General features: G+C 36.8%; 26 protein-coding genes. 9 read left to right on the top strand and 17 right to left on the bottom strand.

The window, feature by feature from the left end:
- From J3U36_RS02900 to J3U36_RS02870, 7 genes are all read right to left on the bottom strand, one after another.
- Positions 1 to 1,443: a uroporphyrinogen-III C-methyltransferase gene (locus J3U36_RS02900; RefSeq protein ID WP_267380675.1), complete on the bottom strand. Its 1,443-nt coding sequence runs from the start codon at positions 1,441 to 1,443 to the stop codon at positions 1 to 3.
- 7 nt (positions 1,444 to 1,450) lie between these two features.
- The gene (locus J3U36_RS02895; RefSeq protein ID WP_267380673.1) at positions 1,451 to 2,200 is read right to left on the bottom strand and encodes a uroporphyrinogen-III synthase; all 750 of its coding nucleotides are present in this window, start codon (positions 2,198 to 2,200) and stop codon (positions 1,451 to 1,453) included.
- Positions 2,197 to 3,117 (bottom strand): hydroxymethylbilane synthase, encoded by a 921-nt coding sequence (gene hemC / locus J3U36_RS02890; protein WP_267352558.1) that lies wholly within the window; start codon positions 3,115 to 3,117, stop codon positions 2,197 to 2,199. Before hemC ends, J3U36_RS02895 begins: the two co-directional genes overlap by 4 nt.
- Before the next feature lie 175 nt (positions 3,118 to 3,292).
- Positions 3,293 to 4,660, bottom strand: coding sequence for an adenylosuccinate lyase (gene purB / locus J3U36_RS02885; RefSeq protein ID WP_267352559.1), 1,368 nt, complete (start codon positions 4,658 to 4,660; stop codon positions 3,293 to 3,295).
- A gap of 40 nt (positions 4,661 to 4,700) precedes the next feature.
- Positions 4,701 to 5,354 carry a high frequency lysogenization protein HflD gene (gene hflD / locus J3U36_RS02880; protein WP_267352560.1) on the bottom strand — a complete coding sequence of 218 codons (654 nt, stop codon included), beginning with the start codon at positions 5,352 to 5,354 and terminating at the stop codon, positions 4,701 to 4,703.
- Positions 5,344 to 6,474: a tRNA 2-thiouridine(34) synthase MnmA gene (mnmA, locus tag J3U36_RS02875; protein ID WP_324100859.1), complete on the bottom strand. Its 1,131-nt coding sequence runs from the start codon at positions 6,472 to 6,474 to the stop codon at positions 5,344 to 5,346. The genes hflD and mnmA overlap by 11 nt, the downstream gene beginning before the upstream one ends.
- Positions 6,475 to 6,755: 281 nt before the next feature.
- The gene (locus J3U36_RS02870) at positions 6,756 to 7,451 is read right to left on the bottom strand and encodes a LexA family transcriptional regulator (protein WP_267352562.1); all 696 of its coding nucleotides are present in this window, start codon (positions 7,449 to 7,451) and stop codon (positions 6,756 to 6,758) included.
- A gap of 152 nt (positions 7,452 to 7,603) precedes the next feature.
- On the opposite strand from J3U36_RS02870, the gene J3U36_RS02865 reads away from it, so the two are divergent.
- The gene (locus J3U36_RS02865) at positions 7,604 to 7,843 is read left to right on the top strand and encodes a helix-turn-helix domain-containing protein (RefSeq protein ID WP_267352563.1); all 240 of its coding nucleotides are present in this window, start codon (positions 7,604 to 7,606) and stop codon (positions 7,841 to 7,843) included.
- A gap of 68 nt (positions 7,844 to 7,911) precedes the next feature.
- Here J3U36_RS02865 and tpiA read toward each other — a convergent pair whose 3' ends face one another.
- Positions 7,912 to 8,676 (bottom strand): triose-phosphate isomerase, encoded by a 765-nt coding sequence (gene tpiA, locus J3U36_RS02860; RefSeq protein WP_267380670.1) that lies wholly within the window; start codon positions 8,674 to 8,676, stop codon positions 7,912 to 7,914.
- A gap of 100 nt (positions 8,677 to 8,776) precedes the next feature.
- On the opposite strand from tpiA, the gene zapB reads away from it, so the two are divergent.
- The 4 genes from zapB to J3U36_RS02840 all read left to right on the top strand — a co-directional run bounded on the left by zapB (position 8,777) and on the right by J3U36_RS02840 (position 12,243).
- On the top strand, positions 8,777 to 9,022 hold the full coding sequence (zapB, locus tag J3U36_RS02855) for a cell division protein ZapB (RefSeq protein WP_267352565.1): 246 nt from the start codon (positions 8,777 to 8,779) through the stop codon (positions 9,020 to 9,022).
- Between the two features lie 75 nt (positions 9,023 to 9,097).
- Entirely contained in the window at positions 9,098 to 10,402 is a 1,305-nt protein-coding gene (locus J3U36_RS02850; RefSeq protein ID WP_267380668.1) for a DUF2868 domain-containing protein, read from the top strand.
- A 1-nt stretch (position 10,403) separates the two neighbouring features.
- Positions 10,404 to 11,762, top strand: coding sequence for a GTPase/DUF3482 domain-containing protein (locus J3U36_RS02845; protein WP_267380666.1), 1,359 nt, complete (start codon positions 10,404 to 10,406; stop codon positions 11,760 to 11,762).
- On the top strand, positions 11,710 to 12,243 hold the full coding sequence (locus J3U36_RS02840) for a C40 family peptidase (protein ID WP_081299181.1): 534 nt from the start codon (positions 11,710 to 11,712) through the stop codon (positions 12,241 to 12,243). Before J3U36_RS02845 ends, J3U36_RS02840 begins: the two co-directional genes overlap by 53 nt.
- A gap of 79 nt (positions 12,244 to 12,322) precedes the next feature.
- Here the strand turns inward: J3U36_RS02840 and J3U36_RS02835 are convergent, their stop codons facing one another.
- The 8 genes from J3U36_RS02835 to rsmE form a co-directional block, all read right to left on the bottom strand.
- A complete protein-coding gene (locus J3U36_RS02835) occupies positions 12,323 to 13,510 on the bottom strand; it encodes a pyridoxal phosphate-dependent aminotransferase (RefSeq protein ID WP_267380664.1) in 1,188 nt (395 codons plus the stop codon).
- A gap of 278 nt (positions 13,511 to 13,788) precedes the next feature.
- Positions 13,789 to 17,331, bottom strand: a complete 3,543-nt coding sequence (nifJ, locus tag J3U36_RS02830; protein WP_267380662.1) for a pyruvate:ferredoxin (flavodoxin) oxidoreductase — start codon at positions 17,329 to 17,331, stop codon at positions 13,789 to 13,791.
- 330 nt (positions 17,332 to 17,661) lie between these two features.
- Positions 17,662 to 18,699 carry a phosphoribosylformylglycinamidine cyclo-ligase gene (gene purM / locus J3U36_RS02825; protein WP_267380661.1) on the bottom strand — a complete coding sequence of 346 codons (1,038 nt, stop codon included), beginning with the start codon at positions 18,697 to 18,699 and terminating at the stop codon, positions 17,662 to 17,664.
- A 99-nt stretch (positions 18,700 to 18,798) separates the two neighbouring features.
- Complete coding sequence (gene ruvX, locus J3U36_RS02820) at positions 18,799 to 19,209, bottom strand: Holliday junction resolvase RuvX (protein WP_267352571.1); 411 nt, start codon at positions 19,207 to 19,209, stop codon at positions 18,799 to 18,801.
- 3 nt (positions 19,210 to 19,212) lie between these two features.
- A complete protein-coding gene (locus J3U36_RS02815) occupies positions 19,213 to 19,770 on the bottom strand; it encodes a YqgE/AlgH family protein (protein ID WP_267380659.1) in 558 nt (185 codons plus the stop codon).
- A gap of 21 nt (positions 19,771 to 19,791) precedes the next feature.
- Positions 19,792 to 20,244 (bottom strand): GNAT family N-acetyltransferase, encoded by a 453-nt coding sequence (locus tag J3U36_RS02810; protein WP_267352573.1) that lies wholly within the window; start codon positions 20,242 to 20,244, stop codon positions 19,792 to 19,794.
- Positions 20,245 to 20,246: 2 nt separating this feature from the next.
- Positions 20,247 to 21,203, bottom strand: coding sequence for a glutathione synthase (gene gshB, locus J3U36_RS02805; RefSeq protein ID WP_267380657.1), 957 nt, complete (start codon positions 21,201 to 21,203; stop codon positions 20,247 to 20,249).
- A gap of 144 nt (positions 21,204 to 21,347) precedes the next feature.
- Entirely contained in the window at positions 21,348 to 22,073 is a 726-nt protein-coding gene (rsmE, locus tag J3U36_RS02800; RefSeq protein WP_267380656.1) for a 16S rRNA (uracil(1498)-N(3))-methyltransferase, read from the bottom strand.
- 112 nt (positions 22,074 to 22,185) lie between these two features.
- On the opposite strand from rsmE, the gene folB reads away from it, so the two are divergent.
- From folB to J3U36_RS02780, 4 genes are read left to right on the top strand one after another with little or no spacing between them, the layout of a single operon-like run.
- The gene (gene folB, locus J3U36_RS02795) at positions 22,186 to 22,554 is read left to right on the top strand and encodes a dihydroneopterin aldolase (protein WP_267352576.1); all 369 of its coding nucleotides are present in this window, start codon (positions 22,186 to 22,188) and stop codon (positions 22,552 to 22,554) included.
- A 14-nt stretch (positions 22,555 to 22,568) separates the two neighbouring features.
- A complete protein-coding gene (locus J3U36_RS02790; RefSeq protein WP_267380654.1) occupies positions 22,569 to 23,567 on the top strand; it encodes an MBL fold metallo-hydrolase in 999 nt (332 codons plus the stop codon).
- A 57-nt stretch (positions 23,568 to 23,624) separates the two neighbouring features.
- On the top strand, positions 23,625 to 23,831 hold the full coding sequence (locus tag J3U36_RS02785; protein ID WP_267352578.1) for a hypothetical protein: 207 nt from the start codon (positions 23,625 to 23,627) through the stop codon (positions 23,829 to 23,831).
- Between the two features lie 2 nt (positions 23,832 to 23,833).
- Entirely contained in the window at positions 23,834 to 24,262 is a 429-nt protein-coding gene (locus tag J3U36_RS02780; protein WP_267352579.1) for an EamA family transporter, read from the top strand.
- Here J3U36_RS02780 and moeA read toward each other — a convergent pair.
- The gene (moeA, locus tag J3U36_RS02775) at positions 24,254 to 25,480 is read right to left on the bottom strand and encodes a molybdopterin molybdotransferase MoeA (protein WP_267380651.1); all 1,227 of its coding nucleotides are present in this window, start codon (positions 25,478 to 25,480) and stop codon (positions 24,254 to 24,256) included. The genes J3U36_RS02780 and moeA overlap by 9 nt on opposite strands.
- Positions 25,481 to 25,639 lie beyond the last annotated feature (159 nt).

The following is a 25,639-nucleotide window of genomic DNA, read 5'->3' as shown; positions in this document are numbered from 1 at the left end:
CTATTTAGCCAACATAGAACGAACACGAGTTTGCATTAACTTCTCAAGTTCACTTAAGCTAGCTAATCTGTCAGGAACACTTTTATTACTAATTGTTTGATTTTGCAAATTATCAAGATCACTTAGGAAGGCTTTAACACTTGGCGAATTATTATCAAAATAGGCATTAACCCAAACAGCAACATCATTAAGCGAACGCTGATAAATCAACTCTTGATGTCGAGGTACAGCTTGTGCGGCTATTAACAGACGGAAACGAATATTTTCACGAAGATACAGTGATTGTTCTAAATTTAGTGGGGTACTTAAAATATGGCATCTAACGATCTGCTTTTCATCTTTTCCTGCTTGTGACAAACAGGTCGCAAAGTTATTATCATTTTTATCCAATTTTTCAATGGTAATAAATTTTTGCATAAAAGAATCAATGTTTGCCCATAAATTATGCGACCAATCAGAAATTGACGAAGTGACCACATTGTCGGAACTTTTAGTTGGGTCAATTTTATTTTCTGAATCAGCATCTGAAGATGCGCTGTGAGAATCATCAACTGGCAAAGCATCATTATACTGCGTTAAGCCAAGATCAATATCATTATAATTCTCAATCAAAGGAAGATCGGTCAACGAATCCGAAAGACTAATTAAATTCAAAACAATACCGTCAGAATCGATAAAACTCAATTCAGAAAGCGAACTGATATCTTTATTAATGGCTTGTCTGGCAGGCAATAAACTGGGGTCATTTGTTTGTGCTAAACTTTCATCTGCATTTCTTAACAACAAACGGGCAGTGGTATAATCTTGATCACTCCAGATTTTTCGAGCTGCTAAATGGACTAAATAGTTAGCTTGCGATATCAGCCAAACATTATTATCAGTGCTCGACATTGCTGATAATCGTTCGTTAAAGTTATGAAGATTTTGTTCATTTAACCTAATTGTGTCATTAATTTGATTGGTTAACTGTTTTTGTAACTTTTGTTGCTCATTTAACTGATTAGTAACACGCTCTTCAAGCGAAGAAAACTGCTGGTTTTGTTTGGTTACTGCATCATTAATATTACTTTCTAAATCCTTAACAATACTCTGCTTGGTAGTTTGTTTTAAATTGGCTATTTTCATTTCGAGCATTGAAATAGTGCTATTTTGTTTTTCAAGTTGTTCATGGCCGTGATAAAAAACAAAGCCACCTAAGCCTAAAGTTAAAGCAATAGCTACAAGCGATAGTTTTGAAATGGGTGTTTTATTGACATTATTTTTGCTGGATGAAGAAGTCGATTTTTTTTCTGTTTTTGGACTTGAATTTGTCGTCATCGTATTTTTTTCTTCTTTCATAATATTGTTCACTTGTGTTAGTGCATCGGTTGTAAAAGGTTTGCTAAATGAGGTGGTAGTAATCGTTGAACTGGTTGCATTAGCTCCATAAAATCGAATCGGCATAAAAACCTCATTTAGATGATTTTATATAATTGATATTATTATGACATAGACTTATCATTGTTTTAAATAAAATTTGATTATTTGCGCTTTTGGCTAAAACAATATTTTGCCAGTTTAGGCGATTAGCTTCCTCAAAAATTCTTAGACTGGTCACCACTAAACAAGCTTGTTTTTTATGTTCTGTTTGGCAATACAACTCAAGTTGATGTAAATGTTCAATACTGGTAATGATAACGAGCTGATGCTCAATGGAATTACTCAGTATGTCCAACGGATAGGATATAGCATGACGAGAATAACACTCTACCAGTTTGACTTGGGCTTGTTTGGCACTTAATGTATCGGCAATTAGCTGTCTTCCTGAATCACCGCGTAAAATTAAAACTCTTCGGTTTTTCACCATATCAGCATCAAATAAGGCAAGTAATCCTTCACTATTTTCTTGTTTTGGAAAACTTACCGATTTATGGACTAATTGACGAATCAGTTCCGCCGTTTTATTTCCTATGGCAAAATACTGTAAATGTTTAGGAAAATTAAGATGCGGATTAAATGTGGTAATAACATTTGCGACTTGTGGCGACACTGCAATAACAATATCATTTGGTAACAACTGGTTTAAATTATATTGTAAATTCAGCAGATCCTTACCTGCTGAAATCCTAAATAAAGGAAGATGGGTAGCCTGTAAATTGGCTTGATTTAATAATTTAGTCAATGCTTCACCTTGCGGTGAAGGGCGGGTGACGAAAATCATTCGCTATTCAATTCCTCTAAAATTGCTTTAGCACCAAGCATTAACAATTTATTAGCGACATCTCGTCCTAACTGTTCTGCTTGAGTAATGCTACCGGACAAAGGGACTTTGATTATTGTAGAACCATCTGTTTTGCCAACTAAACCCTTTAAAAATAGCTTGTCATCCAAAATTTGGCTATAACAAGCAATAGGAACTTGGCAACCACCTTGCAATTGTTGATTCATTGCTCTTTCAGCTTGTATGCAAATTCGACTATGTTGGTCATCTAAAGGGGCCAGTAAAGCTAAAATTTGCTTATCATTGGCACGTGTTTCAATACCAATTGCCCCTTGACCGACAGCAGGTAAGATTACATCAGTATCAATATATTGTTTAATACGGTCTTGCAATGATAAACGTTTTAATCCTACTGCGGCTAAAATAATTGCATCATATTCTTGATTGTCTAATTTTGCTAAACGGGTACCAATGTTGCCTCGCAAATCTTTAATATGCAAATGTGGGTAAAGCGCACGTAATTGACACTGTCGTCGTAAACTTGAAGTACCAACCACTGCACCAGAAGGTAACTGTGATAAATTTTCGTAGCGATTTGAAATAAATGCATCTCGGACATCATCCCGTTTGCAGATTGTTGCAAGTGTGAGTCCATCGGGAAAATGCACGGGAATATCTTTTATAGAATGCACTGCAATATCAGCTTCATTATTTAAAATGGCTTCTTCCAATTGTTTAACAAATAATCCTTTGCCACCTATTTTTGATAATGGGCTATCAAGTAATATATCACCTTTTGTCACCATAGGGATAAGCTCTACAGACAAATCAGGGTGAATGGCTAATAGCTGCTGTTTAACATAGTTAGCTTGCCAAAGAGCTAAAGGGCTTTTCCTTGTTGCAATGCGGATTTTCAATGGATGTTCCTATAAATACTTTTAATGTTATTTTATTATTGATGTCTTAAAGGTGAATAAGAATAACCGTTTGTTATTTAATCATAAATTGACATCATTCAATCATGTATTGTGATTCAATATAATCTGAAACATTATTCAATGATGTTTCAGATTATTATCCAACAAAAGATAATCAAAGTTTATCAATAAACGTTGATGCGTAACCAATATAGTTGGCTGGTGTTAACTGTTTCAAACGTGATTTTTCATTTTCTGGTAAATCTAACGAATCAATAAACTGCTTCATTCCTTCGGCATCGACACGCTTTCCTCGCGTCAATTCTTTTAGTTTCTCGTAAGGCTTTTCAATACCATAACGTCGCATCACTGTTTGAATGGGTTCAGCTAAGACTTCCCAGTTACGATTGAGCTCATCCAACAAGTACTCTTGATTCACTTCAAGTTTGCTTAATCCTTTTAAGGTTGATTGATAAGCAATGATTGCATAACCTATACCCACACCAAGATTACGCAAAACGGTTGAATCTGTTAAATCACGTTGAAAACGGGAAATTGGCAATTTGCTACCTAAATGATTCATAATGGCATTAGCTATGCCAAGGTTGCCTTCAGAGTTTTCAAAATCGATTGGATTGACTTTGTGTGGCATGGTTGACGATCCGATTTCGCCAGCTACCGTTTTTTGTTTAAAGTGATTTAGTGAAATATAACCCCAAATATCACGATTAAAGTCGATCATAATGGTATTAAATCGAGCAACACAATCAAAAAATTCGGCAATATAATCATGTGGTTCGATTTGAGTTGTAAACGGATTCCATTGTAAACCCAAAGAACAGACAAACTCTTCACTAAATTGATGCCAGTCAATATGAGGATAAGCCACAATATGCGCATTATAGTTACCGGTAGCCCCATTGATTTTACCTAGTATTTCTACCGATTGTAGCTGTTTTAATTGACGCTGTAAGCGATAAGCGACATTAGCAAATTCTTTACCAATGGTTGATGGGGTAGCAGGTTGACCATGAGTTCTGGAAAGTAAAGGTAAATCACGATACGCTTTAGCCTGATCAGTAATTTTATCAATTACTTTTTTCCAATACGGGATTAAAACACTTTCTTTCGCCGTTTTTAACATTAAAGCATATGATAAATTATTGATATCTTCGGATGTACATGCAAAATGAATAAACTCATTGACGGCATGCAACTCTTCATTCGTTTTCACTTTTTCTTTAAGAAAATACTCAACCGCTTTAACATCGTGATTGGTTGTTTTTTCGATCGCTTTAATACGTTTAGCATCATCTTCGTTAAACTGTTCAACAATTTGATTAAGATGCGCCAAGGCTGATTGGCTGAGTGCAGGCACTTCAATAATTTCGGGGTGTGAAGCTAATTTTTGTAACCAACGAACTTCGACTTGTACACGGTATTTTAATAAACCATATTCGCTAAAAATAGTACGTAATTCTGTCGTTTTATCTCCATATCGACCATCAATAGGCGAAAGGGCGGTAAGTGCAGATAATTCCATCGGGATAACTCCGTTACGATGTTAAAATAGTAATAAAAAATTAAAGTGAATTTGCTTTTTCAATTTCTTGCAAAAGCGCCTGAGCCGTTTTTATTAAGCGTTTTCGTTGAAAAAATAGCTGTAAACGGCTTCCTCCTACTTGGTACCATAAAATAGCAGAACGAATACAACCCAACAACGACGTTCTCACCTTTGCTTGAACTAAAGAATTTTGTAAATACTCAATTTTACCCATCACTTTAATTTTAGTGGTTAATGGGCTAATAATATCGGAATAAATACCGGCTAACGAATAAGACAGATCATCTACATGTGAACTAATCGTTTCTTCATTCATGATAGGATACAATCCCGAAATACGCGTTAAACGCTGGTCAATATTATTTAATGCATCATTATTTTTTATTAATCTACTGGTAATACTTAATGTTCTTAACAGATAGCGAACAACATCCAGTTGTTCTTTTTGCCCTGATGAAAACAGATAAACTAATGTTTGTAAACCCGTTTTAATATTCTGAATACCACCATACACTTCTTCGGTAGTTTGTGGTGAGGTAATAAAAAGGCTATGTATAGTTTGCTCATAAAGTGTTGAGCTACAGACCCCAGTATTGGCTAACTGGGGAACTAAAACAGAACTTTGTATCACACCGGCAAGGGCAATAGTAGTATGGTAATACTTATTCGTCACTCGAACTCTCCTTACTTCGAATAATACGTTCCTCAATAATGCCGCCACCTAGACACACTTCGTCTTGATAAAACACAGCAGATTGTCCAGGAGTGACTGCCGCTACAGGGTGAGCAAAAATCACTTCGATTTTGTCTTCTGATATTGGATTGACCTGGCATTGAATATCTTGTTGACGATAACGCGTTTTCACCGTACAAGTAAAAGGTTTAGTCACAGCTTTTCTATCAACCCAATGTAGTTGTTGTGCAATCAGACCATCTGAAAATAGCGCAGGGTGATCATGACCTTGAGCAACAATAAGTTCATTATTTTTAATATCTTTATCCACAACATACCATGGGGTATCATCGGCTTGCTTTAATCCACCAATTCCCAGCCCTTTACGTTGTCCTAAAGTATGATACATAAGCCCTTGATGTTTACCGATAACCTGTCCGTCCACCGTACGAATTGCGCCAGCTTGAGCCGGTAAATATCGAGCTAAAAAGTCACTAAACTTTCGTTCGCCAATAAAGCAAATCCCTGTAGAGTCTTTTTTAGATGCAGTAGCTAATCCTAGCTGCTCAGCGATTTTACGAACTTGAGGTTTTTCAAGTTCCCCAACAGGGAACAGACTTTGTCTGACTTGGTCTTTGCTTAACGTATATAAAAAGTAACTTTGGTCTTTATTATTATCTACCCCTCGCAATAATTCGACTTTATCGCCAGTGGTACGTTTACGAACATAATGACCAGTTGCAATATAATCGGCACCAAGATCTTGCGCTGCATACTCTAAAAATGCTTTAAATTTGATTTCTTTATTACATAAAATATCGGGATTAGGGGTTCGCCCTGCTTTATATTCTGATAAAAAATGTTCAAATACGTTATCCCAATATTCGGCTGCAAAATTAATAGTATAAAGTTTAATATTGAGTTTATCACAAACAGCTTGAGCATCGGCTAAGTCAACAGCCGCTGAACAGTATTCATCTGTGTCGTCTTCTTCCCAGTTCTTCATAAATAAACCAACAACTTGATAACCTTGTTGCTGAAGTAAATATGCAGAAACAGAAGAATCAACGCCACCAGACATACCGACGACAACTTTTGGGGAAGTATTCATATTTGGCATAATAACTAACATTGTCTATAAAAAAATAATGGCTAATTTTAGCATAAATGACCCCAAAAGCATAAATTTATGCCAATAAGAATTCTGATTGAGAACATTTTTTTTACTGGAACATAGACGGATACTTAAACATTTTTACGTTTTTTTACTCAGTAATCTTTCTAAAATCTAAAGAAAAAAAACGAGTGCCTAAATTTCTTAATAAGTGGTTCTATCAACATTAAGCAACAAAACCACATATTTTATAAGCCATAAAAAAATACAATCAATACACAATATTGTTAATAAAGATCCTTTAACAGATAAACGACATGACCAATAATTTTAAAATCTTGAGGTTCATTTTTGTCTACAGTTATAGACGGATATTTTTGATTATCACAGAGCAAAGCAATGTTAGAACCCTGATTTTGGATGCGTTTAATACTTATCTGATCATCATATTGCACGGCATAAAGATATCCATCAATCGGTTTGCTATGTGCAGTATTAATAATCAAAATATCATGATTGGATATCGTCGGCTCCATGCTATCACCTTTAGCCCAAACCGCTCGCAAGTCATCATTATCAAAAAGTTGATGTTTAATCAATGTGATATCAAACGGTATTGCCTCGATTTGTAAAAGTGACTTATTATTACCGAATTCATTTAATTTATAAAAAGGGATATAGACAAAACCACGACGTTCAGTATCGGGAAGTAACCGACACTCACCTTTACCTGTTGCTAACCACTCAATAGGGATATCACATTTTTGTGCGATAATTGCTAATCTATTAAGAGAAGGGTAAGTTTTACCAGATAAATAGTCACGAATAACGGCTTCAGACATTCCCACTTTTTTGGCAAAGGCATTACCCGATAAACTCTCTAAAACTAAGGTAAGTCGATGCTTGAAATCGATAACACCTGTTTCCTTAAGAATTCGTGTTTTTTCTTGATCTTCAGTTGTTTTTATGTTGCTTTCTTTCATTTTTATAATCCATTTTGCGTTATTTTTTATTTTTCTTGTTTTAATTCGTTTTTTTATGTGTTATTCTTTTGCTTGGAATTTACACCATGCTAGTGTTGTATACCGATAATCTTTTGGATAGCAATAAAAATAAACTTATAGAGGATCTCATAATGAGCGAACAAGATCAAGACTGGACTCCATCAAGAGTAGTAGGCGAAATTAAAATTAGAGGTGGAAATTTAAGAGGTCTATCTCGTGCAAGTGGCTTGCAAGCTGATACTCTACGAAACGCACTTTATCGTCATTGTCCTAAGTATGAACATATTATTTCAGAATATTTAAAAGTTCCTGCTGAAAAAATTTGGCCTTCTCGATATAACTCAAAATCAAATAAAGTTAAATATAAATAAATTATTTAAGTTTCTATTGAAAGACGCCAATCTGGCGTCTTTTATCTTATTGTTAAGTTTTAAAAAAATTAATTCTTTGCTTTTTCCGCTGCTTTAACAATAGCTGCAAATGCATCTGCTTTTAATGATGCGCCACCCACTAATGCACCATCAATATCTGGTTGAGTAAATAACTCAGCGGCATTTTTATCATTGACCGAACCACCGTATTGAATAATGACTTGATCAGCTACTTTTGCATCTTGTTTTGCAATATGGTCACGAATAAATTTATGAACAGCTTGAGCTTGTGCAGGCGTCGCTGATTTGCCTGTACCAATTGCCCATACAGGTTCATAAGCAATAACTGCACCATTGAAAGCTTGGACACCTAATGCATTAATCACCGCATCAATCTGACGAGCACAAACAGTTTGAGTTTGACCCGCTTCGTTTTCGGCTTCGGTTTCACCAATACAAAGTACAGGAACTAAACCTGCTTCTTTGATGACTCCAAATTTTTTAGCGATAAATTCATCTGATTCTTTATGATAAGTACGACGTTCAGAATGACCAATAATAATATGCGTGACCCCGACTTCTTTTAGCATGTTGACAGATACTTCACCAGTATAAGCGCCAGATAAATTAATTCCGACATCTTGAGCCCCTAAAAGAATATTTGATCCACCTAATTGGTGTTTAACAAAATCTAAATAAACGACTGGTGGAGCGATCGCAACATCACATTCGACATCCGTAGATAGCTCATTTCTTAGTTCGGCAACTAAGTTTTTAGCCATTTCAATACTACCATTGAGTTTCCAGTTACCCATCACGAGAGGTTTACGCATAATTTTCTCCAACTTAAATTTTAAAAAGGTGTTGATTTTAGAATGAATTCGTTATAATAGTAGACATTATACACCAAGTAAATAAAGTCTGAGGAAAAATATGTCATTAGAAATATTGAATCAATTGGAAAATAAAATCCAACATACTGTGAATACTATCAGTACATTACAACAAGAGATTGCAACGTTAAAACAAGGAAATCAAGAATTAGAACAGTTGATTAATGACAGTTCAGACGAAATGAAAGCACTACGTGATGAAAACGAAAAATTAAAACAAGATCAACAAGTTTGGCAACAACGTATTCAAACTTTATTAAGTAAAATTGGTGAAATAGCACAGTAATATATTTAACTTACACAACGCGACTTAAGTCGCGTTTCTTTTATGCTTCATTAATCTCATTTTAAGATAAGTATAATGCGAGAAAAGTTAAAATCTTTATGGCTTGCTGAAACGATACGATTGATTGAAAATGAATCAGGTCGATATGCCGATCAAGACATCAATCGAAAGGCAAGGGCTACACAATCATCTCTATCCGATCGAATTATCCTACGAGCGGTGATGTTGTCTAAGCAAAATGGACTTTATACAGCACAAAGTCTATTACTGCATGCGATAAAAATTTCTTTTGTTCTGCTCCTGTTTCTTTCCGTTTTTTTAGGCGTGACATTAGCGTTTAGCGCACTCAATCAAAACCCTGTTAATTTATACTGGGCACTTTTCAGCTTATTAGGCGTTCACCTCATCACCTTTTTAATCTGGGTTTGTTCCTTTTTTTTCTTTTCCAATATGGGCGGAAGTATTCTTATTCATTGTTGGTTATGGTTAGCTAAAAAGCTATCTCAAAAAAAGACCATACAAGAACTGATTCCTGCTTTTGTACAACTGTTTGGGGGTAAAATCCGCTGGCTAATTGGGTTTGTCCTTAATCTTTTTTGGACAATCATATTAAGCTTTGCCCTTGTTGTACTGGTGGTTTTGTTTTCGACACAACATTACAGTTTTGAATGGAAATCAACCCTACTTAACCCCGATGCAATTATACAACTGACCCATTATCTAGGGTTGTTACCTTCAATATTTGGGTTTTCAATTCCGCAAGATGAGATTATTCGATACAGTGAACGCGCACTTAATGCTAGCGAAGTTCGATCTGCGTGGGCGATTTGGTTACTTGGCGTGTTTATTGTTTACGGATTAGCAGTACGTTTTATTTGCATGATCATTTGCGGTATTAACTGGATAGTCAGTTGCCGTAAAGTAAAATTGAATTTAAATTTACCTGAATATCAAATTTTGGCTAATGATTTACAACCGATTTCAATCCACATTGTGGATGAAGATACGCATAAACAAGATCTTAATATTGATTTAACCAAACATTTTATAAACAATGGCGAAGGAATTTTTTTAGTTGCGGTAGATATTCCTGAAAGCTGGACACCGCCAGCATCTGTTACCTTTTTAGGTTTTGTAAATACGCGTGAACAGCGCAAACAAATTTTAGATTATCTTCAAATAAACCCAGCTAAAAAATTATTAATCGCTATTGATACCGACCGATCACCCGATCGAGGAGTATTAAATTTACTTAGTCAATTAACTGAAAAATCGCAACAAAACCGTATTTGGTTCATCAATCAAGGTCACCAACTTAACAACTGGCAATCTTTACCGTTTGAGTTTGCTCAACCCTCATGGTTAAAAGAGGAACTGTAAAATGTTAACAACATTAAAATTAGCCGTTGTTGGTCATGCTAATGTTGGTAAAACCTCATTATTACGGACATTAATTCGCAATAGTCATTTTGGTGAGGTTTCGAATAAACCTGGCACAACAAGGCATGTCGAATCTATAAAAATAAAACTAGGCAATCAAAAATCGATTATTTTTTATGATACACCTGGTTTAGAAGATAGCTTGGCTCTATACGACTACATTAATCAACTTTTGCCTACCAATCATAAACTTGACGGCATTGATAAATTAACGATTTTTTTACAAAGTCCAGAGGCAGAAAACCAATTTAACCAAGAAGCAAAAGTTATAAAACAACTCCTAAATAGTGATGCAGCTATCTATGTTATTGATGTGAGAGAGCCTATACTACCTAAATTTCATGATGAATTAGCTATCTTAGCCAATAGTGATAAACCTATTTTAGCGGTGTTAAATTTTACTGCACAACAAAATCAGAATGAAAAAGAATGGAAAATGTTACTTTCACGAGTCGGGATACATGCTATCATAAGGTTCGACGCGATCGTGCCACCATTGGACGGTGAAGAAAGATTGTACAAAAGCCTTGCGCTTATGATAGAGCCAGCTAAAGCTATTTTAGATGAATGGCTAAATAAGATAACCGAATTACGAGACTCTCGCAACCAAAGCGCTAACTTAATTATAGCAGAAACACTGGTTGATGTGACTGCATTTTATCAAATGGCGAAAACAGATGATAAACAAGCCATAGTTGATATGCAAAATAAAGTAAGAAAGCGAGAACAAAAAGCAATTGATGAATTATTATCGCTTTATCAATTTGATGCTGAGCACGAAAGCGAACAAGGTTTACCCTTAATTAAAGGGCGCTACAAAGCGGATCTTTTTAATATTGATGCGTTAAAAAGCATGGGCGTTCATTTAACCAAAGGTTTTGTATCGGGAGCCACTATCGGTGCAAGCATCGACTTAGCAACCGGAGGATTGACCTTCGGATCTGCTGCGTTAATTGGTGGTGCTGTAGGTACGCTAATGCAAACGGCCAAACATTACGGATCTAGAATGCGCTACCAGCTATCTGGATACAGTAAATTAAGTGTTGACGATGCAATTATCTGTTTTCTTTCATTGCGATTAATTCGTCTTAAAGAAAATTTGAATAATCGTAGTCATGCAAATACCGACCCGATTCAATTGTCTAATTTGGATAATAGCGAATGGGAAAAGGGTGTATTACCCAAAAGTCTAAAAGTTGCAAGACGTTATTCACAATGGTCAAACTTAAACAAGGGAACCAAAAGATATGACAAAAAAAGGCAATCAACGATACGTGACGTTGCTAAGCAGTTGTTTTAGTCTAAGGAAACGTTGTTTTATTCTCACGTTAATTTTATCTATGTTTATGCTATTTGGCTGTAGCAGTAGTCGGGGACAAGTGACCTCAAATACGCTCAGATCAGAAACGGCTATGTTAGCTAAAATAGAATCCCATTACAAAAAATGGCAAGGTACGCCATACCGTTATGGTGGAACAACCCTAGCCGGGAGCGATTGTTCAGCTTTAGTCATGAACTTCTTTAAAAATAAACTAGCTAAACGATTGCCAAGAAGTGCAGCTGAACAAGCTAAACTAGGTTATAAAGTGACGAAACCCAAAGCGGGAGATTTAGTCTTTTTCAAAACCGGTGGACGGGGTAGTGGATTACATGTCGGCATCTATTACACGGATGGAAAATTTTTACATGCCTCGACGTCGAAAGGTGTCATCTATTCCAATTTAAATGAGTCTTATTGGAAACAGCGCTATTGGATGGCAAGACGAATAAATGATATTTAAAAACGACTAAAATGCTCACTCATCACATCACATCATGACAAGTGAGCATGATACTATCAGCACAATCAGTAATTTCAACTTAAATCAAAGACTGACTTTTCAAATTTCGCATAACATTTGCAACATAAAGCATTTCACTTGGTGTCCCTAATGATATTCGACACCAATTTGTGGCAGGCTCAAAATCTCGACCTATTAAAATAAAATTTTGTTTCATGAGTTCTCGATATTTTTTTAAATCAATGGGGCTTTTATGAAACAAAAAGTTCGTTTCAGATTTAAGATAATGTAAACCTAAATCTGACAAAGTCTTTTCCATAATCGTCCGTGACACATCAACCGCTTTTTTAGAATAAGTTAAAAACTGGACATCATCTATTGACGCTAAAGCCGCACAGACACCGCAATAATTTAACTTTTCGCCTGCAACATACTGAGCAATATGACGAATATTATCCGCTGAACTCACCACATAACCGACACGTAGACCAGCCATAGCATGAATTTTTGAAAACGTTTTCAGTAAAACAATATTATCAAACCCCTTTGAAATTAAGTAATCAACCGACTTAAAAGCTGGATCATTGACGAATTCGGCATAGGCTTCATCGACAATAAATACCGTATTTTTGGGTTTACTTGTTAACCATGATTCTATTTCGCTATTGGCAAATACAGTCGAAGTAGGATTATTAGGGTTGACTAAATAAACGATTGAAGAGCCTTGATAATCCTCAACCGCTTTTTGTAAGCCTTTAATATCAATTTGCCAATCGGCTAAGCAAGGCACTTTGGTTACCTTTAATTTAAAGATTTTAGCAAAATGTTCGCCGTCACTATAAGTTAACTCTGGTATCACTAACTGTGTATCCGGTTTCACATAAGCTGCTAATGAACTTCGAATACCTTCAGATGATCCTGCCGTTAGCAAAATGTGATCATCGCTTACATGATGATATTGAGCCAATCGTCTATTTAACAGGGGCATTTCAGCTTTAGCATAACGGTTTGCTTTAGGAATCGCATCAATGGCTGCTTGTTTAGCTGCGCCTGACATACCAAGCGCATTTTCATTAAAGTTCAGTCTAACGGGATTGTTAAGGTTAGGTATCACAACGTTATCTTGTATGGGTAACGAATATGACACTGTTTTTTGTTGTTCTAGTGCATGTGCTTTAGCCAGTAATTGATTAACCGTCAAACCTGCAATTGCAGCGGAAGACAACGTTAATAGTTTTCTACGGTTGATATTCAAATTTGCGACCATTTTTCACCTCTCGATTAATGATTTCTTTACAGGCTAATTAAACAGTGCAATAAACATACCAAATATAATGATAATCATTAAAAGCGTATTGATACCCTAATTAGGGTCAACAATGGTCCATTTTGAAGATGATAACGATTAAATTGGTTAAAAAACGCACTTTACTGGTGCTAGTTTGCACTAAAGCGCATCACGAATAAAAAGCCATTGCGTATGCTGCATAACATACGCAATGGTCTTAATTAAGATGATATGATTCTAATCACAACAGCGATTGATTAGCTGTCTGCGGGCGTTTCGATATCAGAATACGTCGATAACATTTGCAAGAACTTAAATTTAGCGTTTACCATTTTGGTTGAACGTTCATGCAAGGTATTGGCAATCACCGGTTCTAACGTTTCTAAACGTCTAAAACGCTGCTCTTTCAATAAAATACTAGATAATAATTCACTATTTGGTGATTTAGAATCAAGCACCAGACCAGGTTTACCTTCTGCCGTACGTCGTGGATCATAACGATATAGCGGCCAGAATCCTGATTTAACTAAATCTTTCATCTGTTCATGCGATTTTGCTAAATCATAACCATGTTCTTCGCAAGGGCTATAAGCAATCACTAAAGATGGGCCGTTATAGGCTTCGGCTTCTTGCAGGGCTTTTAACGTTTGATTAAGCTGTGCACCTAATGCAATTTGCGCAACATAAACATGCCCATACATCATCACACTCACGCCTAAATCTTTACGTGCTTTATGTTTACCTAAATCGGCAAATTTAGACACGGCTCCCATTGGCGTTGCTTTAGATTGCTGACCACCAGTATTAGAATAGCATTGTGTATCTAATACCAAAATATTAACGTTATCGGTCAAACTCATTACATGATCCAGTCCACCAAAACCAATATCATATGCCCAACCGTCCCCACCAATTGCCCAAACTGACTTATCGATTAAATAATCCGCATCTTGAATTAACTCTATTGCTTCAGGCGAGTCCAAATGAGCCAGTTGATCACGCAATAAAGCAACCTGCTTGCGTTTATCATCAATAGTAGAATCAAGAGACTGTAACGCAATGACAATTTCGGGCGAAATCTCACCCGCTACATGTTCAAGCAAACGTAACGCCCGTTTTTTATGTTGGTCATAAGTGATCCGATAACCTAAAGCAAACTCGGCATTGTCTTCAAATAACGAATTTGCCCAAGCAGGGCCTCGACCGTAACGATCGGTAGTATAAGGGGTTGAAGGTAAATTACCGCCATAAATTGAAGAACAACCGGTTGCATTAGCTATGGCAAGATGATCACCATAAAGTTGCGTTAACAATTTAATGTAAGGGGTTTCACCACAGCCGGCACAAGCGCCCGAATACTCAAACAATGGTGTTAATAACTGCGATGTGCGGACATCAATACGTTCAAGTGATTTAATATCACGATCAGGCAACTCATTAAAGAACGCAAAATTGGCGCGTTGCGTTTCTAAATTATCAATGCGTGATTGCATATTAATCGCTTTAATATCAAAATTATTACGATCCCGAGACGGACACACCTCAACACACAAATTACAACCCGTACAATCTTCCGGCGCAACTTGTAAAACGTAGCGTTGACCTCGCATATCGCGGGCTTTTACCTCGAGCGAACTCAATGAATCGGGTGCGTTTGCCAAATCGTCAGGTAATACCACTTTAGCTCGAATTGCCGCATGTGGACACGCAACCGCACAATGATTACATTGGGTACAAAGGTCGGGTTGCCAAATTGGAATCGCTTCGGCAATGTTTCGTTTTTCCCATTTTGTGGTGCCCGTTGGCCAAGTGCCGTCGGGTGGAAAGGCAGATACTGGCAAGTTATCGCCTAAACCGGCAAGCATTGATGCCGTCACTACTTTCACAAAGTCAGGCGCATTACTTGGTACTATAGAAGGGCGTGATGCGCTACTTTGATCGACACAACTTAACGGAATTTGCTCTAAAGAAGCAATCGCTAAATCAAGGGCTTTCCAGTTGTTTTCGACTAATTCTTGACCTTTGCTACTGTAACTTTTGGCTATCACTTCTTTAAGCTGCGTGATACTAAAATCATTTTTAAATATTTCAGAAAGATGAAAGAAAGCCGCTTGCATAACGGTATTAATACGGGCTCCTAAATTACATTCTCGGGCAATTTTAGCTGCATTAATAATATAAAAGTGTGCTCTTTTCTGGATTAATTGTACTTGAACTTCTTTCGGTAAACGATGCCAAACTTCATCTTTACTATAAGGTGTATTAAGTAAAAAGATCCCGTCATCTTTTAGTTTTTCAACAATCTGGTATTTATCGATAAATTGATCTTGATGACAGCCAATAAAATGTGCGCTAGTGATTAAATAAGGAGAATCAATAGGCTCCAAACTTACTCGTAAATGCGAAGTCGTTAAGCCACCAGCCTTTTTAGAGTCATAAACAAAATAGCCCTGCACATAAAAAGGTGAGCTATCACCAATAATTTTAATATTATTTTTAGTCGCCGAAACCGTACCGTCACTACCCAAACCATAAAATAATGCTTCAAGCGCAGATTTTTGTGGAATAGATTGTTCGGGTAATTTCAATGACAATCCAGTTACATCATCATAAATCCCAACGGTAAAGCGTGGTTTTGGTTTTTCTGCTAACAGCTCGTTAAAGATAGCCAAGACACAGCGAGGATCAAACTCTTTCGATGACAAACCATAACGTCCACCAACAATGGTTGGTAAACAATGGCGTTCACCTTGGCTAAAGCTTTCGGCAAAAGCAGTCATAACATCTAAGTACAAAGGTTCGGCTTGGGCACCGGGTTCTTTTGTTCTATCTAAAACCGCAATTTTTTTAACAGAATCCGGAATGATCGCTAACAAATGTTTTGCAGAAAAAGGGCGGAATAATCTAACAATCACCACACCGACTTTTTCATGATTATCAAGCAGATAATCGACGACTTCTTTACAAGTACTCACGCCTGAGCCCATTATGACAATCACATGTTCGGCATCACTTGCCCCATAATATTCAAACGGTTGGTATTGTCTACCTGTCTCTTTTTCAAACGCTTGCATCGCATCGACAACATGCTGATAAGTCTGATCATAATAAGAATTTACCGCTTCACGACATTGAAAATAGGTATCAGGATTAGCCGACGTGCCACGAATAACAGGATTATCGGGCGTCAAAGCACGGCTACGATAAGCTTTTATAGCATCATGCGGTAACAGGTTATGAATTTGTTCATCGCTTAAAGGATGAATTTTATTCACTTCATGGGACGTTCGAAAACCATCAAAAAAGTGGACAAAAGGCACACGACTATTCAATGTTGCCATTTGTGCAATTAGCGCAAAATCTTGGGCTTCTTGAACTGAACTTGAACACAGCATAGCAAAGCCCGTTTGTCTGATTGACATTACATCAGAATGATCACCAAAAATTGACAGCGCATGGGTGGCAACCGTACGAGCAGCGACATGTAAAACAAAAGGCGTTAATTCACCGGCTATCTTATATAACGAAGGGATCATTAACAACAAGCCTTGCGATGATGTAAACGACGTCGCTAATGCGCCCGTCATTAAAGAACCATGCACAGTTGAAATAGCACCCGCTTCGGACTGCATTTCAACTACTTTTGGAATATCGCCAAAGACATTAGGCTTATTAAATTCAGCCCAAGTGCTTGCTTGCTCAGCCATGGTTGAGCTTGGTGTAATAGGATAAATTGCTATGACTTCATTGGCACGATAAGCAACGGATGACACCGCACTATTAGCATCAGATATGATCATTAAAAAACCTTGTGTTTTATAGTGTTACGACATTACTTCATTATTATAAATTTAGACTATTGTATCAGAAACCAAGATAGCTTTGAGTTATTTTTGAATTAAAATTTTTTGATTTGAAATTAGTGTTCAATAATTGGATTAGGATTAACTAAATAAACCCAACCTTTTTTAAACATGATTGATGACTTTGTAGATATTAAAAAAGAATTGCATAGTTTCATTCATCTAATATGTGCTCGATAATGAACAAATGAAATGGTTTTGGCATTTTACATTGAATAGATTGTTACTATACAATTTATCTAAATTATATAGTAACAGATGTCTATTTTACAGAATAATGACTTGTTCATCCGATGTTGACTGTTTTATTTCACCCATTAACCACGCTTTTTCACCATGGTTATTGAGTAACGTTAAGGCGTCATTAACACAATGTTGGGGTAAGACAATAATCAAACCTACACCGCAGTTAAAAGTACGGTACATTTCGTGCCGACTGACATGACCTGCTTGTTGTAGCCAATTAAATAGTGGTGGCCATTGCCAACTGCTTTCGTTAATGATTGCTTGCATATTGTCGGGTAGCACTCGTGGAATGTTTTCCCAGAATCCACCGCCTGTAATGTGCGCTATGGCATGTACATTGACATGTTCAATTAAATCAAGAATCGATTTGACGTAGATTTTGGTCGGTGCAAGCAGGTGAGCAGCAAGTGGCATACCATTTAATTGTTCAGTTGCCGGATTTACCCCACTGACTTCAATAATTTTTCGAATTAATGAGTAGCCATTAGAGTGCGCCCCACTCGATGCTAACGCAATGATGGCATCACCGTCTTGTACTTGACTGCCGTCAATCATTTTTGATTTTTCAACGACACCCACACAGAATCCAGCTAGATCGTAATCGTTATCCTGATACATGCCTGGCATTTCGGCCGTTTCGCCACCGACCAGTGCACAACCAGCTTGTTTACAACCTTGTGCTATTCCTGTCACTACTGTTGCTGCAATGTCAACATTGAGTTTTCCTGTTGCATAATAATCAAGAAAGAATAGGGGTTCAGCACCTTGAACAATAAGATCATTTACACACATGGCGACTAAATCAATGCCGATAGAGTCATGGCGTTGTAAGTCCATTGCTAACCGTAATTTAGTCCCGACACCATCTGTACCCGACACTAGAATCGGTTCGTGATATTTTTGTGGGATTGCGCATAGTGCGCCAAATCCACCTAATCCGCCCATGACTTCAGGACGTTTGGTTTCTTTGACAACTGATTTAATACGATTAACCAGTGCATTACCGGCGTCGATATCGACACCGGCATCTTTATAGCTAAGAGGCGTTTTATTTGACACGAGAAGCAGTCCTTAAATAAAAAAACTGCTGATTATTTTAGCAAGTATGTAAATGATTAGCGATGAATTATTTGTAAAATAAATAAAAGGTTAAAATAGTTAATGGTTTTCAAACCAACTTTCTAAAATAATAATTGCCGAAGTAGCATCAATATGACCTTTTTCAAGTGCACGGTAACCACGTGACGCAAAAATGTGCGATTTAGCTTCGACCGTCGATAATCGTTCATCCTGTAAATGGACTTGATAACCAAACATGCCATGTAAACGGTTAGCAAATTTTCGTGCTCTGGCTGTCAGTGGTTGTTCGCTACCGTCCATGTTAAGGGGTAACCCAACCACTAAGTAATCAGGTTTCCACTCTTTAAGTACCTTTTCAATAGTTTGCCAATTAGGAATGCCGTCTCGTGCTTTGAACGAACAAAGTGGATTGGCTGTTTTGGTGATGTCTTGTCCAATCGCCGCACCAATACTTGAGGTTCCAAAATCAAATGCAATAATAGTTGCCATTGTTTATGCATTTCCCATTTGATGTGATATGCGATTGATATTAATCCCTAGCGATTCGGCGGCTTTTTGCCAGCGTTCTTCAATAGCAACATTAAAAATAATATTGGGATCGGCTTCTGCCACTAACCAATCGTTGCGGGCAACTTCTGATTCAAGTTGCAGTGATTGCCAACTTGAATAACCCAATGCAAGAAAAAGATCTTTCGGTTGTTCAGGTGTCCCAATTGATTTTAATGCATCAAGTGATGTGGTTATCATCACGTCATCAGATATTTGAATGCTCGATGAAAAGCCCGATTGTGGAGTATGTAAAATAAATCCTTGTTCATCCGCTAAAGGGCCACCACAAAATACAGGGTATTCTAGTTCAGCACAGTTTTTTGGTGCCATAATTTCAAGACGAGTCAATACGGTGGCAACATTGAGTTCAACAAGAGGTTTGTTAATGATGATACCCATTGCTCCATCTCGATTATGTTCACAAATATATACCACCGATCGGCTAAACAAGGTTTCGGATACGTTTGGCATTGCAATGATAAAATAATTTTTTAGATTCATATGCTCACATTTTAGTTTTATTTAAATTGCACACTTGCCGATTTTTACGTTGTGTTCAACTAAGCAACGCATCAATAATTCGGGTTCATTGGTTTCTTCATTGATGGATTCAGAAACAATTTCAAAATTTTGTGAAAGATAAAAATTAATAGCTGTACTATTTTGTTTGTAGACATGAACAAGTAATTCGTTGTAACGCTGTTTCGCTTTATTAACTAGTGCTTTTCCTGTCCCTTGTCGGCGGAATTCTTCATCAACAAATAAACCAGAAATATAGTTTTCGGTTAAGCCAATAAATCCTTTTACGCCATTAAGATCTTGCACGTAAATGGTTGACATTGGAATGAGCATTTTAACAAATTCATAATTTTGTTTGAAAAATTCAGGATCAATAAAATTATGGGCTTGTATATTTCCTTCAAGCCATAGTTGCATAATTTTATCGAGATCCGTTTTTTTATATTCTCTAATCATGTTTAGCTCTTTTTATTTAATCGTTTTTCAATGGCATCCATTAACATGCCTGTAATAGATATGTCTGGGTTTGCCGCTTCAATTTCACGTACACAAGTCGGGCTGGTGACGTTTATTTCAGTTAATTTATCACCAATAATATCTAAACCAACAAACAATAGTCCTTTTTCTTTTAAGGTTGGTGCTACGCTTTTAGCTATTTGCCAATCACTGTCACTGAGTGGTCTTACTTCGCCATATCCCCCAGCTGCTAGATTTCCACGGGTTTCCCCTTTTTGAGGGATTCTAGCAAGACAGTAAGGCACCGGTTGACCGTCAACGACCAAAACACGTTTGTCGCCGTCTTTAATTGCAGGAATAAACGCTTGAGCCATGCAATATCGGGTGTTCATTTCGGTTAGGGTTTCGATAATAACGGATATATTGGGATCATCTTGTTTTATTCTAAAAATTGACGATCCGCCCATGCCGTCAAGTGGTTTTAAGATGATATCTTGGTGTTCTTGATGAAATGCTCGTATTAATTGAGTTTGACGAGTCACGAGGGTTTCTGGCGTAAATTGGGCAAACCATGCTGTAAATAGTTTTTCGTTACAGTCACGTAAGCTTTGTGGTTTATTTACCACAAGTACACCATTTGCTTCTGCTCGTTCTAAAATATAAGTTGAATAGATAAATTCAGTATCAAAAGGGGGATCTTTACGCATTAGTATGACATCAAGATCACTTAATGGTAGTGTTTGTTCTTCATCCATATCAAACCAGTGATTGAGATCGTGATGAACGGTTAACTTTCGTGTTGTTGCATAAGGTTGACCATTACGTAAAAAAAGATCGTTCATTTCCATGTAAAAAAGTTGATAACCCCGTTTTTGTGCTTCAAGCAACATTGCAAAACTGGTGTCTTTTTTTATCTTGATATGACTGATTGGATCCATAACAATACCAAGCTTAATCATGGTAACTCCTTTTGTATTGTTCAATAAAATATGAATTGTGACAGATAGTGTTTTTATCACTATGTAAAAGCTTTGGCAACTATCATACTCGTAACAGATTAAGATGCAATGTAAACATGATGAATTATGATTTTTTACAGTTAATTATCCTAAATCACCAAATTGAACTTGTAGTGCTGTTAAGGCTGTAAGCGCTGCTGTTTCGGTACGCAGTATTCGTGGTCCTAGTAAAATATCGGTAAATTGATACTGATGTGTCATGTTGATTTCGTCATCAGATAATCCCCCTTCAGGTCCGATTAGTAAACTGATATCCGTTTGTCCGGTAGGAAGGTGTTTTACTCCATGTGTTGCTTTAGGGTGTAAGTTTAATCGTAAACCGCTGTTTAAGTTGGCACACCAATTTTCTAGTTTCATGACGGGATGAATCACCGGAATGATATTACGACCACATTGTTCACAAGCTGAAATCACAATTTTTTGCCACTGATTCACTTTTTTGTCTAATCGTTCTGCATCGAGTTTTACTCCACAACGTTCAGAAAGTAGGGGCGTAATACTGGTTACCCCTAATTCGACAGATTTTTGTATGGTGAACTCCATTTTTTCACCGCGTGATATGACTTGTCCAAGATGAATTTTTAAAGGGGATTCACGGTTGTCTAATAGGGTGGTCGCCGTTTTGACGGTTACCGATTTTTTATTGATTTCATGTATTGTTGCTGGTGTGATGTGATTAGTACCATCAAAAAGGATAATATTTTCACCTGTTTTCATTCGTAAAACCCGAATAAGGTGATTAAATGCATTATCATCTAATGTCATGATGCTATTTTCAATAATCGAAACAGGTTGATATATACGGGTCATAAGTGCTATGGTTAATTTCATTACAATTTAAAATAAATTATAGCGTAATTTGTTGAGATTCGGTAATCTTCTGTTTAAAGTAGATAAACTTAATCTGTTTTTAGGGTGAAATATGCGCATAAATAATCATGATCGTGTTCTGATTGAAGGTTTAACTATTTTTACAACCATTGGGGTCTATAGTTGGGAAAAAAACATTAAGCAAAAGCTTATCTTGGATTTAGAGATGGCTTGGAATAATCAACCGGCAGGCAAAAATGACGATGTTTCGCTCTGTTTAGACTATTTTTTGGTTAGTCAGTCTGTTACTCTGTTTGTTGAAAGTCAGCAATTTGAACTAATTGAAACCGTTGCTGAACAGGTTGCTGAGCATGTTATGCAAAAGTTTTCAGTTGGTCATATTAAAATTAAAGTCTCTAAACCCGATGCTATTGCTAATGCTAGTAATGTCGCTGTGTTAATTGAGCGATATGCAAATTAATAAGGGTCGTTTTAATGAGTTATGAACAGAAAAATATCGTTGATCAATCTCACCATAACGGTAAAAAATTTAAAAATCAGGAGCCGTTTAAGTTTACTTTAAGTGATACTTGTCGTTGGTATTTTAATCGGAATGTTTTGCCCCCACAAGCAGGTTATCTTGGTTTTAATCATCAATGGTGTCAATCGATTGATATGACGTTAGACGATGATAGAATTTGGTGGATAGGGCATTCAACTACGTTGATTCGTCTTAACGGTAAAATGATTTTAACCGATCCTGTTTTTTCTGATCGTGCTTCACCTTTTCAGTTTTTAGGCCCTAGACGCCGTACACCACCCGCACTAAGTATTGAAGAACTTCCTAACATTGATTTTATTGTGATTTCACATAATCATTATGATCATCTTGATTATCATAGCATTCGACAATTAGTGAGTCGTTTTGCAAATGTTGTTATTTTAGTGCCATTAGGTTTAAAAACTAAACTTCATAAGTGGGGGGCGAAGACGGTTATTGAGCTGGATTGGTGGGGATCGGCGGATATCGATAATCTTACTTTTACTGCAACACCTGCCAAACATTGGAGTAAACGTGGTTTATTTGATGTGAATAAGGTTTTGTGGTGTGGTTGGGTGATCCAATCAAATGTGGCTAATGCTAATCAAACAAAAACACTCTATTTTATGGGCGATACCGCTTATTCATCAGTTTTAAAGCATATTGGTGAATATTTTACACATATTGATTTGGCACTTATTCCAATTGGTGCTTATGCGCCTCGTTGGTTTATGCAGTCACAACATATCGATCCTGAGCAAGCAGTACAACTTTATGATGAGTTACATTGCCATGCTGCAATGGCAATACATTGGGGAGCGTTTGAGTTAGCCGATGAACCTTTAGATGAACCGCCAACTTTGTTATCTCAATACCGTGAAGCTCGAGCCTTTCATTTGTTAAAAATAGGTGGTAGTCTATCTATTCATCAAACAGATTCTAAAATAGAATAACAGTTATTAATCTATATAGCTTAAGTAATCATTTCTACATTAACATCGGAGAAAACCATGAAAACAGTACTGATTACATTGTCTTGTGTGATACTGAGTTTAAGCTTAATTGCTTGTGGTGGTAAGAATGATCACGGTAAACAATATCGTTGGTCAAAAGCGCACGGTGTGTTAGAAGGTTGTGATGGTGTGATGAGCAATTCACAACAATGCCAAAAAAATTCAAATAACCAGCAATATATGATTCAAATAGACAGGAATTAAAGATGAGTGCTTGGCTTATTTATGCCTTGTTGTCTGCCATTTCTGCGGCTTTCGTGGCAATTTTAGGCAAAATTGGTTTACAGCATCTTGATGCAAATACGGCAACCGCAATTCGAGCTATTGTTATGGCGATATTTTTGGTTGGCGTGGTGGCAGTTCAGGGTAAATTAAACTTAATTAATACGTTTTTTAATGATAAAAAAGCATTACTGATTATTGCATTAAGTGGTATTGCCGGTGCGTTGTCATGGCTGTTTTATTTTATGGCAATCAAAGACGGTAAAGTGTCGCAAGTTGCCCCTATTGATAAGCTGAGCGTGGTGTTTGCAGTGGTATTTGCCGCGGTTTTATTTGGTGAAAAAATTTCATTTTTGTCAGGCGTAGGGGTTGTGATGATAGCCGCTGGAGCCATTTTAGTGGCACTATTTTAATAAGTCATTAAACAGCGTAACGGTGACATATTCTCCTTTACTGACGTTTCCACGTTCTTGTTCTAATATTATAAAACAGTTAGCTTTATTGAACGATTGGGTAATATGTGAACCTTGTTGACCCGTTGATTTAACTTCTAACACGCCTTGGTCATTTGGTTCCACTCTACCACGTTGAAAATCTATGCGCCCAACACTTTTTTTAAGATCGGTTACTGTTTTAACTTGAAAAGTTAAATCCGCTGATAGCGTTTGTTGTCCTGCAAGCGCTGAAATTAAAGGTTGAACGAGTTGATAAAATGTCACTACTGTTGAAACAGGATTACCGGGTAAACCACAAAATAGCGCTTTGCCAATTTGTCCAAAGGCAAATGGTTTACCGGGTTTCATCGCTATCTTCCAAAAATTAATTTGTCCTAACTCTTCTAAAGCCGTTTTGGTGTAGTCAGCATCGCCTACCGATACCCCACCACTGGTAATGATTAAATCAGCTTGGGTTGAGGCTGTCATTAAAGCTTGTTTAATTTGGTTAGGATCATCAGGAATAATACCTAGGTCGATCACTTGGCAATTCAGTTTTGTTAATAGCTGTTTTAATGTGAAACCATTACTGTCATAAATAGCACCATTGTCGGTTAACGGTTGACCAATTGGCGTTAGTTCGTTGCCGGTTGAAAAGATAGCAACGTTTAATGTTTTATACACGCAAACTTGATGAATGCCAAGCGTTGCTAATGTCGATAAAGTAGGAATTGATAAGCGTTGACCTTTGGCAACTGTGACTGCATCTTTTTTGATATCTTCACCGATTCGGCGAATATTATCCCCAGCTTTAATATCTTTAAGAAAAGTAATGTGTTGACCTTTTACTTGTGTATGTTCTTGCATAACAACCGCATCAGCATCATTAGGAACAGGCGCACCTGTCATAATTCGTAAACAACTGCCAATTGCCCAGTTAAGATCACCGATATCATCACCTGCATAAACAGTCTTAGAAACCGGTAAGGTTCTCGATGTTTCAATATCAGCAAATCTGACAGCATAACCATCCATTGCCGAATTATCAAAACGAGGGACGTTAATGGGGGATATAATGGGTACAGCGGTAATTCGGTCGAGTGCATCATTTAATGATACTGTTTCGTGTTCAAGTGATTTTACGGTGGTGCAAGCTTGCAATATTTTTTGTTTTGCTTGGTCGAAAGTCAGTAACATAGTTTTTCCTTACCTAGTTGATGCATCCATTTTATCGATAGTGTTAATGTTTATTAACATGGTTATTTGCGTTTCAATGGATCGACTCGATGTGTTTTGATTATTGTTTAATGATTTAGGCTTTGGTTATCGTGTTTTTTATCGTTAAACGTTAACGCC

The sequence above is a fragment of the Gilliamella sp. B3817 genome (assembly GCF_026536705.1).
In the GTDB taxonomy this organism is placed as follows: Bacteria; Pseudomonadota; Gammaproteobacteria; order Enterobacterales; family Orbaceae; genus Gilliamella; species Gilliamella apicola_I.
The sequence above is the reverse complement of the archived record's forward strand: the minus strand, read 5'-3'. Positions and strand labels throughout refer to the sequence as shown.